Annotated in this window: 10 protein-coding genes and 1 pseudogene; 4 read left to right on the forward strand and 7 right to left on the reverse strand. The window is 58.8% G+C overall.

The window, feature by feature from the left end:
* Positions 1 to 111: 111 nt before the first annotated feature.
* On the forward strand, positions 112 to 426 hold the full coding sequence (locus NE623_RS10950) for a PTS transporter subunit EIIB (RefSeq protein ID WP_256272494.1): 315 nt from the start codon (positions 112 to 114) through the stop codon (positions 424 to 426).
* On the opposite strand, the gene NE623_RS10955 is transcribed toward NE623_RS10950, so the two are convergent.
* From NE623_RS10955 to NE623_RS10985, 7 genes and pseudogenes are all read right to left on the reverse strand, one after another.
* Complete coding sequence (locus NE623_RS10955) at positions 389 to 1,951, reverse strand: MFS transporter (RefSeq protein ID WP_256272493.1); 1,563 nt, start codon at positions 1,949 to 1,951, stop codon at positions 389 to 391. The genes NE623_RS10950 and NE623_RS10955 overlap by 38 nt on opposite strands.
* Positions 1,944 to 3,071, reverse strand: a complete 1,128-nt coding sequence (locus NE623_RS10960) for a hypothetical protein (RefSeq protein WP_256272492.1) — start codon at positions 3,069 to 3,071, stop codon at positions 1,944 to 1,946. Before NE623_RS10960 ends, NE623_RS10955 begins: the two co-directional genes overlap by 8 nt.
* The gene (locus NE623_RS10965; protein WP_256272491.1) at positions 3,068 to 3,775 is read right to left on the reverse strand and encodes a LytR/AlgR family response regulator transcription factor; all 708 of its coding nucleotides are present in this window, start codon (positions 3,773 to 3,775) and stop codon (positions 3,068 to 3,070) included. Before NE623_RS10965 ends, NE623_RS10960 begins: the two co-directional genes overlap by 4 nt.
* A 132-nt stretch (positions 3,776 to 3,907) precedes the next feature.
* Positions 3,908 to 4,798, reverse strand: coding sequence for a carbohydrate ABC transporter permease (locus tag NE623_RS10970; RefSeq protein WP_256272490.1), 891 nt, complete (start codon positions 4,796 to 4,798; stop codon positions 3,908 to 3,910).
* 5 nt (positions 4,799 to 4,803) lie between these two features.
* Entirely contained in the window at positions 4,804 to 5,763 is a 960-nt protein-coding gene (locus tag NE623_RS10975) for a carbohydrate ABC transporter permease (protein WP_256272527.1), read from the reverse strand.
* Positions 5,764 to 5,922: 159 nt separating this feature from the next.
* A pseudogene (locus tag NE623_RS10980) lies at positions 5,923 to 7,368 on the reverse strand (carbohydrate ABC transporter substrate-binding protein).
* An 83-nt stretch (positions 7,369 to 7,451) separates the two neighbouring features.
* Entirely contained in the window at positions 7,452 to 8,471 is a 1,020-nt protein-coding gene (locus NE623_RS10985) for a LacI family DNA-binding transcriptional regulator (protein WP_256272489.1), read from the reverse strand.
* A 445-nt stretch (positions 8,472 to 8,916) separates the two neighbouring features.
* Here NE623_RS10985 and NE623_RS10990 point away from each other — a divergent pair, with 445 nt between their 5' ends.
* The 3 genes from NE623_RS10990 (at position 8,917) to NE623_RS11000 (ending at position 16,645) form a co-directional block, all read left to right on the forward strand.
* Positions 8,917 to 11,352 (forward strand): GH36-type glycosyl hydrolase domain-containing protein, encoded by a 2,436-nt coding sequence (locus NE623_RS10990; RefSeq protein ID WP_256272488.1) that lies wholly within the window; start codon positions 8,917 to 8,919, stop codon positions 11,350 to 11,352.
* 237 nt (positions 11,353 to 11,589) lie between these two features.
* Complete coding sequence (locus NE623_RS10995) at positions 11,590 to 16,056, forward strand: efflux RND transporter permease subunit (RefSeq protein WP_256272487.1); 4,467 nt, start codon at positions 11,590 to 11,592, stop codon at positions 16,054 to 16,056.
* Entirely contained in the window at positions 16,046 to 16,645 is a 600-nt protein-coding gene (locus NE623_RS11000; RefSeq protein ID WP_256272486.1) for a TetR/AcrR family transcriptional regulator, read from the forward strand. The genes NE623_RS10995 and NE623_RS11000 overlap by 11 nt, the downstream gene beginning before the upstream one ends.
* Positions 16,646 to 16,716 lie beyond the last annotated feature (71 nt).

Genomic DNA, 16,716 nt, shown 5'->3' on the forward strand with positions numbered 1-16,716 from the left:
TACTGACAACGCAGACTTTTCGGCTATACTGATGACAGTTCCCAAAGCGCGCAGGGAACGGAATATCCTCTACCCACTCCGTTAAAAACACTATGAAGAAGAATCACTGTTATGGCTACGAAAATTCGTGACTATGCCAAGCTCGCCGCGGACATCCGCGAGGCTGTCGGCCCGGAAAACATCATCAGTGCGGCAAACTGTGCCACTCGTCCGCGCCTTGTCCTGAAGGAGACCCCCTCGGCGGAGGTCACACAGCAAATCTCCGAGATGCCCGCCGTCATCAAGGTGATGGAGAACGGCGGCCAGTACCAGATCGTCATCGGCACCCACGCCAAGCACTGTCTAACAAATGGGGTGCAGTTCAAATGTCTCAACGCAGCTTTTTTGTTTAGGAAACGTAGCTTTCCGGTACGTCCGCCATCGTGACGTATTTCTGCATGGCGTCCTCAAGGCTCATACCGTCGGCCACTGCGTCGCGGCGGCAGGCGTTGACGGCCTGAATCTCCTTCATCTTCTCGCCGGTCAGGCTGTAGCCCTTCATGGCAATCAGGGTGGCGGCCCATGCAATCATCGGAATGACGCAGAACAGCACGATAACCACCACGTTCATGCCCGGAGTGTACGGGTCATACTGGGTGGGCAGGCTTTCGAGCCCGATAAAGCTGACGGCCACGCCGACCACAGTGGCGGACAGGCTGGACACCAGCTTATCCACCAGGCTGAACAGCGTACCCATAATGCCGGGGATGTACTTGCCGGACTGGTAAGTCTCATAGTCAGAGCAGTCAGCTACCATCGGAATCGGCATATCGGCGGTGGCGTAGTACGCGCCGTAGCCGATGCCGAACAGCAGGACAAACAGAATCGTGTACAGGTTAATGGAGAGACCACCCTCGCCCAGCAGGCTCAGGGTAAAGCCGTCACCGTGGCCCCACAGCAGCAGCAACACCAGCACGCCGACATAGCAGACCAGCGCCACGCTGACATAACGCATCAGGCTGGCCTTCTGGCCGTGCTTCTGGCTGGTGCGCACCGTCAGCAGGAAGAACGGCACACTGAACACATAGCCCAGCACCATCATAGGCAGGTACAGGCCATCATAGTTGCCCATCATGCAGCCGTACAGCATACACAGCACGGTGGTGTTGGAGGCGATGGAGAGCGCCAGCTTGCAGCCGGCACCGGCCACCATCAGGCGCTGCATCGGCTTGTTCTCCTTGATAATCTGCACATACTCGGCAACCTTGATTTTCTCGGTCTTTTCGCCGCCGATGCCAAAGTACTTGGGCTGGTCCTTCTCCCAGATTCCGATTACGGCCAGCAGGGTGAGCAGAATCGAGATTACAATGCCGACCGGAGCCAGCGTGCGGAAGAAGCCTGCGGAGGCGTAACCGCCCTCATAATTCTTGGCAAGAATCGGCGCAAAGAACTGCATGGCACCCATGCCGAGCAGCGAGCCGACGGTGTTGAAAATCGTGAACAGCGGGCGCTGCTTGGGGTCATTGGTCAGGACCGTCTGGCCGGAGCGGGTGCAGCTGGTCTGGAAGGTGTAGCCGATGACCCAGACTGCGTACAGGCCGACAAATACGGCGTAGCGCGCCCACATCATCGTGTCGGGAATCAGCGGGGTCAGGCAGTACAGCACCAGAATACTGACGGCCATAATCAGGTTGCCGATGACCATAAACGGCCGGAACTTGCCGAACTTGCCGTTCGTGCGGTCCATCAGCGCGCCGATAACCGGGTCGGTGACGGCGTCAAACAGGCGCATACCGGTGACCATGACCGAGGCGAAAATCATCGACAGGGCCAGCACCTTGCTGCCGAATGTGGCAATGTAGGAAAGCACCAGAACATAATAGACGTTCGTGGCACCGTTATTCAGCGGGAACAAAACCAGCTGATAGGTTTTGGCGCGGTTGACACTCGCAGCCTTTGCGTTTTCACTCATAGGGGGTTCTCCTTGCTTGACAAAGAATCCCCCGCCGCACCACCGTTACATCTATCTGGCGGGAATCGGGCGGCTCCAGATTGGCCACAAGGCCGATGGCACCGTCCAGCATACCGGCAAACAGCGCGTAGAGGTCTGCGGCCTCCATAAAGGCCAGCGCCTTGCCGTCCGCCACCGTGTTGATGCTGATGCTGTGCGTCTCGCAGTCCAGCGCCTTCTCGGTCAGCACCGTGTCCAGCACCTCATTGCCGGTGTTGCTGCAATGGTCCAGCAGGTTGACGGCGCGCAGGGCATCTGACCAATCCTGCTCCGGGAAATCCGCGGGCAGAGATTTGCGCACGGCGGCCAGCTGCATTTTTAAATCATGGCAGCGCTTGTTGATAAGCTGCACATTGCGCTTTGCCGTCTGGTACTGGCTGCGCTGGCGCTCATACAGGGCGTTGACGGTTTTCAGCTCCCTGCCCAATGCTGAAAGCCCGAACGCCGCGTTCTGCCCCATCAGAATGGCCGGGCAGTAGAGCTGTATCAGCAGCGTGCCGAACACATAGCGGGAGGAAAACGGCTGCCCGCCACGGTACATCCGCATAAGCGCCTGAAACTGCACCGTAAAGATGAGCCCCAGCACCAGCGCACTGCCCAGCTGCAGCGGCTGTATGCGGAACCCCTCGACCAGCGGCAGCATCGGCACCACAGTAAACCGAATCAGCAGATAAAATGCTACGGTGAACAGAATCTGGGCCTCTATCAGCTGGACAGGCGTCATGGCTGCGTTCAGATCCAGAACCCAGCACAGCAGCAGCCAGATTTCATAGGCGCTGTAGGTGGTTATCACCACCCAGACCGCGCAGTAAACGGCGGTGCTGACCGTGAGCTTTGCGGTGCGCCACACGGCCCACGCACAGAGCGCGTACCCCAGAAAATCCAGCAGTACAGGCAACACAATGCCGCTTGCGTGGCCCATCTTGACGTGGCCGACCAGAAACAACACCGGCAGCACCAGCAACATGGTGCGCTGGGCATGGGGCGGATGGGACAAAGAGTGGGTGTATACCAGTATGGACACCCACAGCAGCAGCGTGGACACCAACCCCGGGGTGCTCAACAGGGCGGGAAAGTTCATCGTATCTCCCCCACATATTCCAACATGGCCTGGGTGAAGGCGGCTTTCTGGCGGCGGCTGAGCTCCAGCTCCACATCATCCACCCGCACGGCGTCCCCCTGAATCCCCTGCACGTGCCGCAGGTTGACCAGATAGCACTTGTTGCAGCGGGCAAAGCCATGCTTCTGCAGCAGCTTCTCGGCGTTCTGCAGGCTGCTTTTGACCACAAAGGAGTCCGTTTTTGTGTGGCAGATGACCGCGTGGTCGACGGTTTCTATCCACAGGATGTCATTCACGGACAGGATTTTCAACCCGTCATCGGTCTGCAGCGATACCGTCATGGCGGCGCGCCGCCGCGCCCGCTTGACCGCCCGCGCCAGCCGCATACTGAACGGCGCATAGCTCACCGGCTTGACCACAAAGTCCAGCGCGTCCACCTCATAGCCGTGGATGGCGCACTGGGCCATATTGGTAATGAACATCAGTACAACGTTTTTGTCCTCTTTCTGGATGCGCTCCGCCGTTGGCATACCGCCCAGCAGCGGCATATCCACATCCAGCATGATGATGTCAAACCCGGTCTGATACGGCATGGCAATGGCGGCGCCGTCTGCAAACGGCACTACCTCCACCGCCAGATGGTTTTCCTCCGCATACTGCCGTACATAGCCGCAAAGCTGTTCCCGCATAGCCGGCTCATCATCCACCACCGCAATCCGCAGCATATGCTCTCCGCCTTCGTGAACTGTTCTGCCTTTATTATAGGGGATACTGCTGCATTTTGCAAATAGCCGGCCTGTACCAAATGGCACAGGCCGGCTATTTCTGACTTTACTTATGCAGAGGCAGAGCTCTTTTTAGCCCTTGACGCTGCCGAGGGCGACGCCGCGGACAATGTACTTGGACAGGCAGAGGTAGACGATGATGACGGGCAGGATGGCGACGGTGATGGCCATATAGACCTTGCCCATATCAAACTTCAGGAAGTCTGCGCTGCGCAGCTGGGCAACCAGAATGGGAACGGTTTTCCACTTCGCATCGTTGATAATCAACGCGGGGATGAAGTAGTTGTTCCACGCGCCGACGAAACTGAAGATGGCCTGCACAGCCATGGCGGGCTTCAGGATGGGAAGAATGACCTTGTTGAAGGTGTTGAACTCACCGGAGCCATCAATGCGCGCTGCGTCGATAATCTCACGCGGGAGGCTGGAATCCATGTACTGCTTCATGAAGAAGAACACGGTCGGCGCGGCAATGCTGGGCAGAATCAACGGCCACAGCGTGTTGGTCAGGTGCATCGAGTCCATCAGGTTCAAAAAGCCCAGCGCGGAAACCTGTGTCGGCATTGTCATGATGAGCAGGATAATCGTGAACGCCGCCTTTTTGAACTTGAAGTCATAGGCGTAGATGGCGTAGGCCGTCAGCGCGCTGAAATACACCGACAGCGCTGCGTTGGCCGCAGAGACAATCAGACTGTTGCGCAGGCCGGTCAGAATCGGCACGTTGGCATCGTGGGTGGTGTTGTAGAAGTTGGTGCCAAAGCTGCCGCGGGGCATGGGATCAAAGCCCTGCTGGATGGTAAAGTTGTTGTGCGTGGAGTTGACAATCAGCACGTAGAAGAAGAACAGGCACAAAAAGCTGAGGAAAAACAGCACGATGTAGGCAATCACACGGCGGGCTGTCAGGGCCGGGTCATGGATGTGCTGGGCCTTCTCCGTGTTCTGTACAGGCTTTGTCGCATTCGGCATATCCATCAGGCTCCTTTCTTAGCGGCAGCGTGTGCTGCTTTTTTGCGTGCCTTTTCGGCTTTGCGCTGCTCGCGGGTCAGACCGTCATCCTCCTGCGTGAGGGTGAAGTAGATAATCACACAGAGCACCGCGCAAATCAGGAACATCAGCACCGAGATAGCACCGGCAGTGCCGTAGTTCTTGCTGTACAGATGCTGGTTCAGGTACATAATAATCGTGTTGGTCGAGCCGTTGGGGTCGCCCTTGCCGTTCGTCAGAACCTGCGGCACATCGAACATCTGCAGGCCGCCAATCAGGCTGGTGATGAGGGTGTAGACCAGCAGCGGGCGAATCAGGGGAATGGTAATCTTCCAGAACATCTGGTTCGAGGACGCACCGTCCAGCTGGGCGGCCTCGTACAGGCCGGGGTCAACGCCCATAATGGCAGCCATCAGGATGATGGTGGTGTTGCCGAACCACATCAGGAAGTTCATCAGGCCCACCAGCCCGCGGGCCGTCCAGACGTTGGACAGCCAGCGCACCGGCTCACTGACAAGGCCGAGCTTGAGCAGGATGGAGTTGATAGGACCGGTCTCCGAGTTGGAGAACAGCGTGAAGAACAGCATTGCGAATGCAGAGGCCATAATCAGGTTGGGCATATAAATGACCGTCTTGAAAAAGCCCTGGAAGCGTAGCTTCAGGCGTAGGTCGGTAAACCATGCGGCCAGCAGCAGCGAGATGACAATCTGCGGGATGAAGCCCATCAGCCACATAATCATCGTGTTGCCGAAATACTTTGGCACTTCCTGAATCATCGCGGCGTAGTTCTTCAAGCCCACAAAGTTGGGGCCGATGACTTTCAGACCACTGCGGAAATATTCAAAGAAGCTGTAATAAATCGTTGTTGCCAACGGCCAGAACTGGAATACAAAGAACGTGATAAAGAATGGCGCTAAGAAGATGTAGCCCCACTTGGCGTAGCTCATGCCGTTACGTTTGGTTTTCACAGGTCTCACCCTCCTTATCGGGCGTTGCCCCACGAAGGGCAGGGCCTTTACAATACAAAACCGAGGGCGGGCGCTGACCCGCCCCCGGCGTGGCTTGTGTTATAAGTATGGATTCAGTTTTGCGGTGCGGTCAGCGCATCAGGCAGGCCACTCAACGCTGGTCAGCTCAGGATACTTAACCTTAATCTGATTCTCGAAGTTGCTCTTTGCGGTCTCGAGGTCAACGGTGCCGTCGAAGTAATCCTTGAAGCAGGACTGGAAGGTCTCGTTGCAGCCCTGATCGTACGGGCCAGCATTGGACATATCAATGGTGGGAGCAACCTCTGCGAACAGAGCAATGTGGTTCTGGCCGCCCAGGAAGTCGGAGCCGAAGCTGGGGTCAGCAGCGATGGCATCCATAGCGCTCTTGCTGTTGGTGTAGTCCTGCGTGTCCTCGGTAATCTTGGTCATGATGTCGGAGTCGCAGGTCAGAGAGTACATAACGTCCTTGATGGTAGCAACGTTGTCAGTGCCGGTTGCTGCGCAAATCCAAGTACCGCCCCAGTAATAAGGCTGAGGGCCCTGGCAGACTGCATAGTCACCGTAGATACCGTTGCCGACTTCTTCCTTGCCGCCCTCAGAGGTCGGGGTTGCAAGAGAGTTGCCCAGCAGGGTGAAGTTGATGCCCCAAGTGGAGTAGAAGAAGCCGAAAACCTTACCGGCAGGGCCCTGATCGGCGGCCCACTGGTCGCTCCACAGGCTGGTCTTGTTGTTGTAGCCGTTGTCGGTGTAATCCTTGGTCTGGTCAACTCAGTTCATGATGTTGGGGTCAACCTTGACGGTGGTGCCGTCCACCCAACCGGCGGACACGTTGTTGGAGAAGGTGCGATAGGAATCATCGTAGCCGGAGAGCATCTTGTAGCCCTTGGCAGCGGCCTGCTTGGCCACGTCATTGAACTTGTCCCAATCGCTCAGTGCGGCCTGGACCTCAACGGGATCATCGGTGCCCAGAACATCCTTGGCGATGCTGCGGCGATAAGCGAACAGGCCCGGGGTTGCCTGCCAGGTGGTGCCCTTCTGGACGCCGTCCACCGTGACGATGTCCTTCGTGTACTGGTACTGGTCCTTCAGGTCATCATCGGTCAGGCCGATGTCCTTCTTGACGTCCAGCGTGTAGTCAGAGTCAACATACTTCAGAGCGTAGTCAGCCTCAATCAGGAAGATATCAATCTTATCATCGGCGGCGGCGCTGTCCTGCTTCAGCAGGGCCTCATCCAGCTTGTTCTGATAGTTGTTGTTATCGTTGGGGTTGATGGTCCATTTCACGGTCACGCCGTTGTCCAGCGTGGTGGTGGACTTGTCCGCGGCAACTTCCTTGACGCCGGGATAGTAGTCGTTGAAGCGGGACTGGAACTCATCGTTCCAGCACCAGATGTTCAGGACCTGACCCTCCTCAGCGGTGGTGGATTCAGCGGTGCTGCTGGCGGTCTCGGTAGAGGTGGATTCAGCCGGTGCAGCGGACGAGCTTGCGGCGCCTCCGCCGCAGCCAACCAGCATGGTTGCTGCCATAGCAGTCGCGGTCAGTAAAGAAACAGCCTTTTTCATAATTGTGTTTTCCTCCTTCTAAAGAAACGTATTATGAAATTTCATTTCAGCGCCCGCACTCTTGCGGGCAGAGAGCCAAAGAATTAGGTTTTCGGCGGTGGGCCGATGGACTGCCCCTGCAGGAAGCTGCCTGCAATCAGCCGTTGCTCCGGCAGCGCTGTGCGGGGAGCTTCGACCTCCTCAATCAGCAGCGCGGCGGCCTCACGGCCAAGGGCCTCGGTGTCCTGGTGGTAGGTGGAAAGCTGGGGCGACATAACCTGTGAAATCAGGCTGCCGTCATAGCCGACCACCGAAATGTCCCGGGGAATCAGCAGACCCTCCTCGCGGATGGCCTGAATCCCGCCGATGGCGGAGAAATCATCGGAGAAAAGAATTGCCGTGGGCCTTTTGGGCAGTGCCAGCAGGCGGCGGGTGGCGTCCGCGCATCCGGAGACATCGTGGTAGCTGCCGTGGATGACGTATTCATCCGGCACCGTGATGCCGTGTGCCTCGCAGGCGCGGTAGAAGCCGACCAGACGCTTCTGGGTGACGGCGCTGTGCTTTTCGCCGTGGATAAAGGCGATGCGCTCATGCCCGAGGGCGGCGAGCTCATCCACCAGTCGGCGGATGCCCTCCATATTGTCGGAGAGAACGGCTGCCCGGTTGTTGAACACGTGGTCAACGGTGACCAGCGGCAGATTGCTGTAGGCCAGCTCCACGACCTCGGGGTCATCAAACTGGACGCAGGCGGCAATCACGCCGTCCACGCCGCGGTAGCGGCAATGCTCCAGATAACTGGAGTGGCCGTGGCCAATGTTGTGGTTAATAAAGGTGATGTCATAGCCCCGGCCCTCAGCGTGGCGTTTGAAGCTGTCCAGCACGGCGGCGAAGAACTCATGCGTCAGACCGCTTTGGGCATCGTCTACAAAGAGCACGCCCAGATTGTAGGTGCGGTTGGTTTTCAGGGCACGCGCTGCGGAGTTTGGCATATAGCCCAGCTTGTCAGCAGCCTGCCGGACCTTTTCCTTGGTGGCCTGACTTATATCACTGTGGCCGTTCAGCGCCTTACTCACGGTAGCCACCGAAACGCCGCAAGCCTTTGCGATGTCCTTGATGGATGCCATGAATATCACCTCCCAGCGGATTTGTAATCACTTAATCGTTTTCGTGCTTTTACTATACAACAGGTCAACCAGAAAATCAAGCGCTTTTTCTAGATTTTTGTGCAAAATCGTTGGATTTGGCGTTTTGCCACAAGTTGCGGGGATGTTTTTGGTGGTTTCGTTTGTGATTTTCGTTGCTTTTTAAGCAAAATGTAACAGTTATCCCTGCGTTGACCGTGCGAAGGAGCGAAAACCGGGCGTAAACGCTATAATATAATAAGGAAAGCTATAGGCAGACTGCGGACGTTTCGTTCAGAATTAAGCGACTGAAATTGTATAATTTGCCAATTTATCGTAATTTTCACACGACCCTCTTGCATTTGTGCGGAAAATGCGCTATTGTAAAGACAATAGCTTAATCGTTTTCGACGTGAGCTTTCATTTCCGGTTAAAGGAGAGGATATCTATGAAGTTCGGTCATTTCGATGACGCTGCGCGGGAGTACGTCATCACCACACCGCGCACGCCGCTGCCGTGGATTAACTATCTGGGCAGTGAAGCATTTTTCAGTCTTGTCTCCCACACGGCAGGCGGGTACAGCTTCTATAAGGATGCCAAGCTGCGGCGCATCACCCGCTACCGCTACAACAACGTCCCGGCGGACTCCAACGGACGCTACTATTATATCAAGGACGGCGATACCGTCTGGAACCCCGGCTGGCAGCCCACCCAGACCGAGCTGGACAGCTATGAGTGCCGCCACGGCCTGGGCTACAGCGTCATCACCGGCAAAAAGAACGGCCTTGCGGCCAAGCTGGAGCTGTTTGTTCCCGTGAGCGACAACTGCGAGATTGACCGGCTGGTGCTGACCAACGAGTCTGACGCGCCGAAAACGTTTACCGTGTTCAGCTATGTAGAGTTCTGCCTCTGGAACGCCGTGGACGATTCCACCAACTTCCAGCGCAACTTCTCAACCGGTGAGGTCGAGGTCGAGGGCAGCGCCATCTACCACAAGACCGAGTACCGCGAGCGCCGCAACCACTACGCCATGTTCACGGTCAACACCCCGGTGGACGGCTTTGACACGAGCCGCGACGCCTTTTTGGGCGGCTGGCGCAGCAACGCCAACCCCGAGGCTGTCGAGAAGGGGGCCTGCACCAACTCGGTGGCGCACGGCTGGGCACCGGTCGGCGTGCACCAGATTAACGTCACGCTGGCCCCAGGCGAGAGCCGCAGCCTGATTTTCCTGCTGGGCTATATCGAGAACCCAGAGGAGGAAAAGTGGGCCGCGCCCGGCGTTATCAACAAGACCCGCGCCAAGGAGATGGCCGCCCGCTACGCCACCGATGCACAGGTGGACGCCGCACTGGCCGCCCTGCATGACCACTGGAACAGGCTGCTGTCCACCTACTCTGTCAAGTCGAGCGATGAAAAGCTCGACCGTATGGTCAATATCTGGAACCAGTACCAGTGCATGGTCACCTTTAATATGAGCCGTTCGGCCAGCTACTATGAAAGCGGCACCGGCCGTGGTATGGGCTTCCGCGATTCCTGCCAGGATTTGCTGGGCTTCGTGCACCTGATTCCCGCCCGCGCAAGGGAGCGTATTCTGGACATTGCGGCCACCCAGTTCCCCGACGGCAGCGCTTACCACCAGTACCAGCCCCTGACCAAGAAGGGCAATATGGACATTGGCTCCGGCTTCAACGATGACCCGCTGTGGCTGATTGCCGCGGTCTACGCTTACTTGGGCGAGACCGGCGACTACAGTATTCTGGAGGAGCAGGTCGATTTCGACAATGACCACGCGCTGGCCCAGCCGCTGCTCGAGCATCTGCGACGCAGCTTCGGCTATCTGCGCGACCACAAGGGCCCGCACGGCCTGCCGCTGATTGGCCGCGCCGATTGGAATGACTGCCTGAACCTGAACTGCTTCAGCAAGGAGCCGGGCGAGAGCTTCCAGACCACCGGCCCGAGCGAGGGCCCCGTGGCTGAGAGCGTTTTCATCGCCGGTATGTATGTGAAATACGGCAACGCCCTGGCCGAGATCCTGGACGCCGTCGGGCAGGCAGACGAGGCCGCCGACGTGCGCAAAGAGACCGCTGCAATGGAGCACGCCGCCCTGACCGCAGGCTGGGACGGCAAATGGTTCCGCCGCGCCTACGATGCCTACGGCCATGTGGTCGGCGGCGAGGAATGTGAGGAAGGCAAAATCTTCATCGAGCCGCAGGGTATGTGCGTGATGGCGGGCATCGGCGTGAAGTCCGGCGAGGCTGTCACCGCCCTGCAGAGCGTGAAGGACAAGCTGGATACCAAGTACGGCATTGTACTGCTGCAGCCTGCCTACACCCGGTATCATCTGGAACTGGGCGAGATTTCCAGCTACCCCCCGGGATACAAGGAGAACGCGGGCATCTTCTGCCACAACAACCCGTGGGTCAGCTGCGCCGAGACGGTAGTTGGCCACGGCGACCGCGCTTTTGAAATCTACAAAAAGACCTGCCCCGCCTACATCGAGGACATCAGCGAAATCCACCGCACCGAGCCCTATGTCTACAGCCAGATGGTGGCGGGCCGTGATGCCGCGAGCTTTGGCGAGGCCAAGAACAGCTGGCTGACCGGCACGGCCGCCTGGACGTTTGTGGACGTGAGCCAGTATATTCTGGGCGTGCAGCCGACGCTGGCAGGGCTGCGGATTGACCCCTGCATCCCGCATGAGCTGGACGGCTTCACCCTGCGCCGTGTCTGGCGCGGTGCCACCTATGAAATCACGGTCGACAACGCCGCCCATGTGGAGAAGGGCGTCAAGGCCATGACGGTGGACGGCCAGCCGGTAAGCGGCAACGTCCTGACCCCCGCACCCGCAGGCAGCACGGTGCAGGTGAATATCACGATGGGCTGATTATAGACTTTTGGACCTCTTTCTGGTATAGTGGAGTCATAACGGCTGTACCAGAAAAGAGGTCCTTTTTTATGACCATCAAGGATATTGCGCGGGAATCCGGCTTATAACATGGCCCTTCGCCGTGCGGACAAAAATATGTCCGCACGGCATATTTTTTTGTCTTTACATCCCCTTTCCATAGTGCTATAATAAACTCGACCGACCGGTCGGTCGAAAGAGAAAGGGAACGTATCCATGCCAAAATACAGTGTAAAGAAGCCATTTACCATTCTGGTGGCGGTCATACTGGTGCTGGTGCTGGGCTTTGTCAGTCTGATGGGCATCCAGACCGATTTGCTGCCCGCCATGAATCTGCCGTATCTGCTGGTTATCACAACCTATCCCGGCGCAAGCCCGGAGCAGGTCGAGACGGACGTCACCCAGCCGCTGGAAAGCGCCCTATCCACGCTGAATGGCGTGAAGAACGTGACGAGCCAGAGCAACGAAAACTACAGCCTGATTTATATGGAATATCAGGAAAGCACCGATATGGACAGCGCGATGGTCAAGGCCAGCACCGCGGTGAACCAGCTCGGTGATACGCTGCCCGATATGGCCGGCACGCCCACGCTGATGGAAATCAGCCCCGATATGATGGCCACCCAGTATGTGGCCGTGGACTATGACGGCATGGACATCTACGCGCTGTCCGACTATGTGAACGAAACCGTGCTGCCCCAGCTGGAGCGCGTGGACGGCGTGGCCAGCATTTCCACCACCGGTCTTGTGGAAAAGACCGTGGAGATTACGCTGGACCAGGATAAAATTGACGAGGTCAATGACAAGCTGCTGGTGCAGGTCAGCGACCGTCTGGCCGAGGCCAAGAAGGAGTTGGACGCCAATAAGGCCAAAATCAACAGCGGCCTGAAGGAGCTGGACGATGCACAGGCCCAGCTGGACGCGGGCAAGGCCCAGCTGAACAGCCAGAAGGCCGATGTGACGACCCAGCTGCGGGATGCCATCACCGAGCTGAACAAGGAAATCCCCGCGCTGGAAAAGAAGATTGCCGACCTGCAGAAGGATTTGGATGACGCCAACCGCAAGCTGGAGGAGGCCAAGAACAACACCACCACCCTGCCGGAGGTCACGCTGCCGATTGACGATGCCCTGTTTGCCAGCTGCAAGCAGGTCATTGCCGACTCCGGCGCGGCGTATGACCCTGCCATGCTGCCCGCCAATCTGGCCGAGGCCCAGAGCGACCTTGCCAAGATGGGCGCCATGATTAACGCGATTGACGCCGCGGACGCTGCCATCCGCGCCACGGCCCAGAACGAAGGTCTGCTCGAGCAGAATATGACGGTGGAGCAGACCTCCGCCTATCTGGACGCCCAATACACGGCGATGGTCTCCCGGATTCAGACGCTGGATGTGGAGATTGCCTCGCTGACCGACCAGAAGAACGCCGCCGAGGCAGCCGGAAACCAGGAGGAAGCGGAGAGACTGCAGCAGCGGATTGACGATGACCGCAGCGAGCAGGCGCGTTGCCAGAGCGTGATTGACGCCAACGCCGCCCGCCGCGCCCGCGTCAACGAGCTGAACAGTAACCTGACCACCCTTTCCACCACCAAGCTGGCCCTGCAGAACGCCACCGTGCTGCTGCAGGCCCGCCAGCAGGCCGAAAGCCAGCTGAACAACGGCCTGAAGCCGCTGCAGCAGACGCTGAACGAGACTGTGCAGGCGCTGAATGAGCAGCTGACCAAGGCACAGGAGCTGCTGACCCAGCTGAATGACCAGCGCGCCAAGCTGCAGAAGATGCTGGGCGATTTGGGCAATGAGGCCATTGACCCGGCCATGGCCGATATGGCCGTGCAACTGCTGCTCAGCGGCAGCGAGGCCCAGCTGCAGCTGGGCGAATTCCAGCTATCCAGCGGGCGCACCCAGCTGGAGGCCGGCAAAACCCAGCTGGAGGCCGCGCAGGAGGAGTATGACTCCGCCCGCGAGGAGGCCCTGAAAAACGCAAACCTCAACCAGCTGCTGAATATGACCACACTGCAGCAGCTGATTTACGCCCAGAACTTCTCGATGCCTGCGGGCTATATCGAGGGCGGTGCGGGCGACAATAACCGCTATATCATCAAGGTCGGCGACGCCTTCAGCGATGCCGATGAGCTGAAAAATATGGTGCTGTGCAACATCGACGGCATTGGCGATGTGCGGCTGGCCGATGTGGCCAATGTGGAAATGACCGACAACGCCGATGATGCCTACGCCAAGGTGGACAAGAACCGTGCGGTTCTGCTCTCGATTTACAAGAGCTCCACGGCGTCCACCTCCACCGTCTCCAACGCCAGCAAGGCGGCCATGGAGACGCTGATGGCGGAGAACGAGGGCCTGCACCTGACCACCATTATGGACCAGGGCGATTACATCAAGCTGATTGTCAACAGCGTGCTCTCCAACCTTGTCGAGGGCGCTGTGCTGGCCATCATCGTGCTGGCGCTCTTCCTGAAGGACCTGCGCCCGACCATCGTGGTGGCCATCAGTATGCCGTTGAGCGTGCTGTTCGCCATTGTGCTGATGTATTTTACCGGCATCACCTTCAACATCCTCTCCCTGTCCGGTCTGGGGTTGGGCGTCGGTATGCTGGTCGATAACTCGGTCGTTGTCATTGAGAATATCTACCGTCTGCGCAACCGGGGCATCCCGGCAGCCCGCGCCTCGGTGCAGGGCGCAAGGCAGGTGGCGGGCTCTATCGTCTCCTCCACGCTGACCACCATCTGCGTGTTCCTGCCGCTGGTCTTTACCTCCGGCATGGTGCTGGAACTGCTCAGCGATATGGCGTGGACTATCACCTTCAGCCTGCTGGCGTCGCTGGTTGTGGCGCTGACCGTGGTGCCCTGCGCGGGCTCCACCGTGCTGAAAAAGCAGAAGGACATCAAGCACCCGTGGTTTGACAAGATTCTGGACGGCTATGAGAAGCTGCTGCGCTTCTGCCTGCGCCGCAAGGCCGTGCCGCTGGCGCTGGCCGTGGTGCTGCTGGCGGCCTCGGTCTGGCGTGTGGCCACAATGGGCATTGTTATGATTCCCGATATGAGCAGCAACCAGATTACCGTCACCGTGGACGTGACCAACGATACCGCCAAGGAGGATGCCTTTGCCGCGGCGGACAGCGTGATGGATGCCGTGATGGGCATTGACGGCGTTGAGACAGTCGGTGCCATGTCCGGCGGCTCTGAGAGCATGATGATGGCGGGCTCGAGCGGCACCACCGACAACACAACCTTTACCTACTATGTCCTGCTGGACACCAGCGCCGCCCCCAAGGCCGTTGCCAAGGAAATCGACGCCAGAACGGCCGATATGGACTGCACCGTCACCGTGAACACCAACGGTATGATGGATATGAGCGCGCTGTCCGGCTCCGGTACGCAGGTTGACCTCTACGGCAACGATTTGGAGGATTTGCGCACCGCGGGCAAGCAGGTGGCCGCGCTGATGGAGAGCGTTGACGGCATTGAGAACGTCTCGGACGGTCAGGAAGCCAGCGATGCCGAGGTGAATATCAGCATCGACAAGGACAAGGCCATGCGCCTGGGGCTGACCGTGGCACAGGTCTACCAGCAGATTGCCGCCAAGCTGACCACCGATACCACCGCCACCACCCTGAAGGCGGGCGGCGACAGCTACACGGTCAAAATTGTGGATAAAACAGACGTGCCTACGCTGGACGATATCTTCAACATGGAGTTTGAGACGTCCACCACCGATGACAGCGGCAACACCGTGAAGGAAACGCACACCCTGGGCGAGTTTGCCACCCGTACCACCACCGAGGGCTATACCTCGATTTCCCGCGAGAACGGCTCCCGTATGCTGAGCGTGACCAGCGAGACGGCGGAGGGCTACAACACCACGCTGCTCTCCCGCGAGCTGGAGCCGAAGCTGGCAGAGCTGCAGCTGCCCGACGGCGTGACCGCCGAGCTGGCCGGTGAGACCACACAGGTCACCGAGATGCTGGGCCAGATGGCACAGATGCTGGCGTTGGCGCTGGTTTTCGTCTACTTTGTCATGGTGGCGCAGTTCCAGAGCCTGCTGTCCCCCTTCATTGTTCTGTTCACGATTCCGCTGGCCTTCACCGGCGGTATGATTGGCCTGACCCTTGCCGGTGAGCAGCTGTCCCTGATTTCGCTGATGGGCTTCCTTGTGCTGATGGGCGTGGTTGTCAACAACGGCATTGTCTTTGTGGACTACGCCAACCAGCTGCGCATCGGCGGACTGGAACGTGAGGATGCGCTGGTAGCCACCGGCCGCACCCGTATGCGCCCGATTCTGATGACCACGCTGACCACCGTGCTGGCCATGGTGACGATGCTGTTCGGCAACGATATGGCCAGCGAGATGGGCACCGGTATGGCGATTGTCATTATCGGCGGTCTGAGCTACGCCACCCTGATGACGCTGTTCATCGTGCCGGTGCTGTATGACCTGTTCTACCGCAAGCCGCCGGTCAATATTGACGTGGGCGATGACGGTATGGACGACCTGCCCGACGACGCTGCCGAGTTTGCGGCTGCCTTTGCCGCCCGCCGCGCCGCAGAGCAGGACAACGCCCCCGGCGAGGAAAAGCGTCGCCCGGACTTGAGCCGTGCGGCCCATGCGGAGGAAAAGCCCGCAGAAGAACCCGCGGACGAACCGAAAGAGGAGGCGCGCAATGACAGCTGATGTACATGAGGCCCGGAAGGCAGCCGTGTACGAGGCCGCGCTGCAGCTCATCGGGCAGGGGGTAAGCCCCGCCGCGCTGAAAATCCAGCAACTGGCGGATGCCGCGGGCATCGGCAAAGGCACCGTGTACGAGTATTTTTCCTCCAAGGATGAAATTCTGCACGGGCTGGCGGTCTACTGCTTTGCCCGGGAAAATGCACGCATCCGCGCCCTGATGGCCGACTGCGCAACACTGGCAGAGCTGGAGGAAATCATCGCGGATTACCTACAGGATATTGTGGCCGAACGGATGGGCAGCTACCGTATGCTGGCCCAGGCGCTGGGCGGCCCGCCGGATGGCCCGCTGCAATGCGGGGGCATGACCGACTGCGTACAGGAGCTGCGCAGCACGATGCTTGGCCTGCTGCGGCGGCTGCACGCGGCGGGTGAGATTGACCCCACGCTGACCCCCGAATACTGCTGCACTGCGCTGTTGTCCATCGTGGTGGGCGGCCTGCTGGGGCTGTGCTACACAGCCGTGCAGGGTGAGGAAACCAGCCTGCCCCGCAACATCAGGCAGCTGCTGCACCGCGCCCTGACCGTGCAATAAAGCAATAAAAAGCCACCCCGGCCTGCGGAGCAAGCGCTCCCGGCTGGGGTGGTTTTGCTTTGATGGATGCC

It is taken from the genome of Gemmiger formicilis (assembly GCF_024462815.1).
Classification (GTDB): Bacteria; Bacillota; Clostridia; order Oscillospirales; family Ruminococcaceae; genus Gemmiger.

What these genes read in the sequence shown, in the direction of transcription:
- NE623_RS11000 (WP_256272486.1), top strand. Translation starts at nt 16,046, where the DNA reads ATGACAGCTGATGTACATGAGGCCCGGAAGGCAGCCGTGTACGAGGCC.
- NE623_RS10990 (WP_256272488.1), top strand. Translation starts at nt 8,917, where the DNA reads ATGAAGTTCGGTCATTTCGATGACGCTGCGCGGGAGTACGTCATCACC.
- NE623_RS10970 (WP_256272490.1), bottom strand. Translation starts at nt 4,798, where the DNA reads ATGCCGAATGCGACAAAGCCTGTACAGAACACGGAGAAGGCCCAGCAC.
- NE623_RS10965 (WP_256272491.1), bottom strand. Translation starts at nt 3,775, where the DNA reads ATGCTGCGGATTGCGGTGGTGGATGATGAGCCGGCTATGCGGGAACAG.
- NE623_RS10950 (WP_256272494.1), top strand. Translation starts at nt 112, where the DNA reads ATGGCTACGAAAATTCGTGACTATGCCAAGCTCGCCGCGGACATCCGC.
- NE623_RS10995 (WP_256272487.1), top strand. Translation starts at nt 11,590, where the DNA reads ATGCCAAAATACAGTGTAAAGAAGCCATTTACCATTCTGGTGGCGGTC.
- NE623_RS10975 (WP_256272527.1), bottom strand. Translation starts at nt 5,763, where the DNA reads ATGAGCTACGCCAAGTGGGGCTACATCTTCTTAGCGCCATTCTTTATC.
- NE623_RS10960 (WP_256272492.1), bottom strand. Translation starts at nt 3,071, where the DNA reads ATGAACTTTCCCGCCCTGTTGAGCACCCCGGGGTTGGTGTCCACGCTG.
- NE623_RS10955 (WP_256272493.1), bottom strand. Translation starts at nt 1,951, where the DNA reads ATGAGTGAAAACGCAAAGGCTGCGAGTGTCAACCGCGCCAAAACCTAT.
- NE623_RS10985 (WP_256272489.1), bottom strand. Translation starts at nt 8,471, where the DNA reads ATGGCATCCATCAAGGACATCGCAAAGGCTTGCGGCGTTTCGGTGGCT.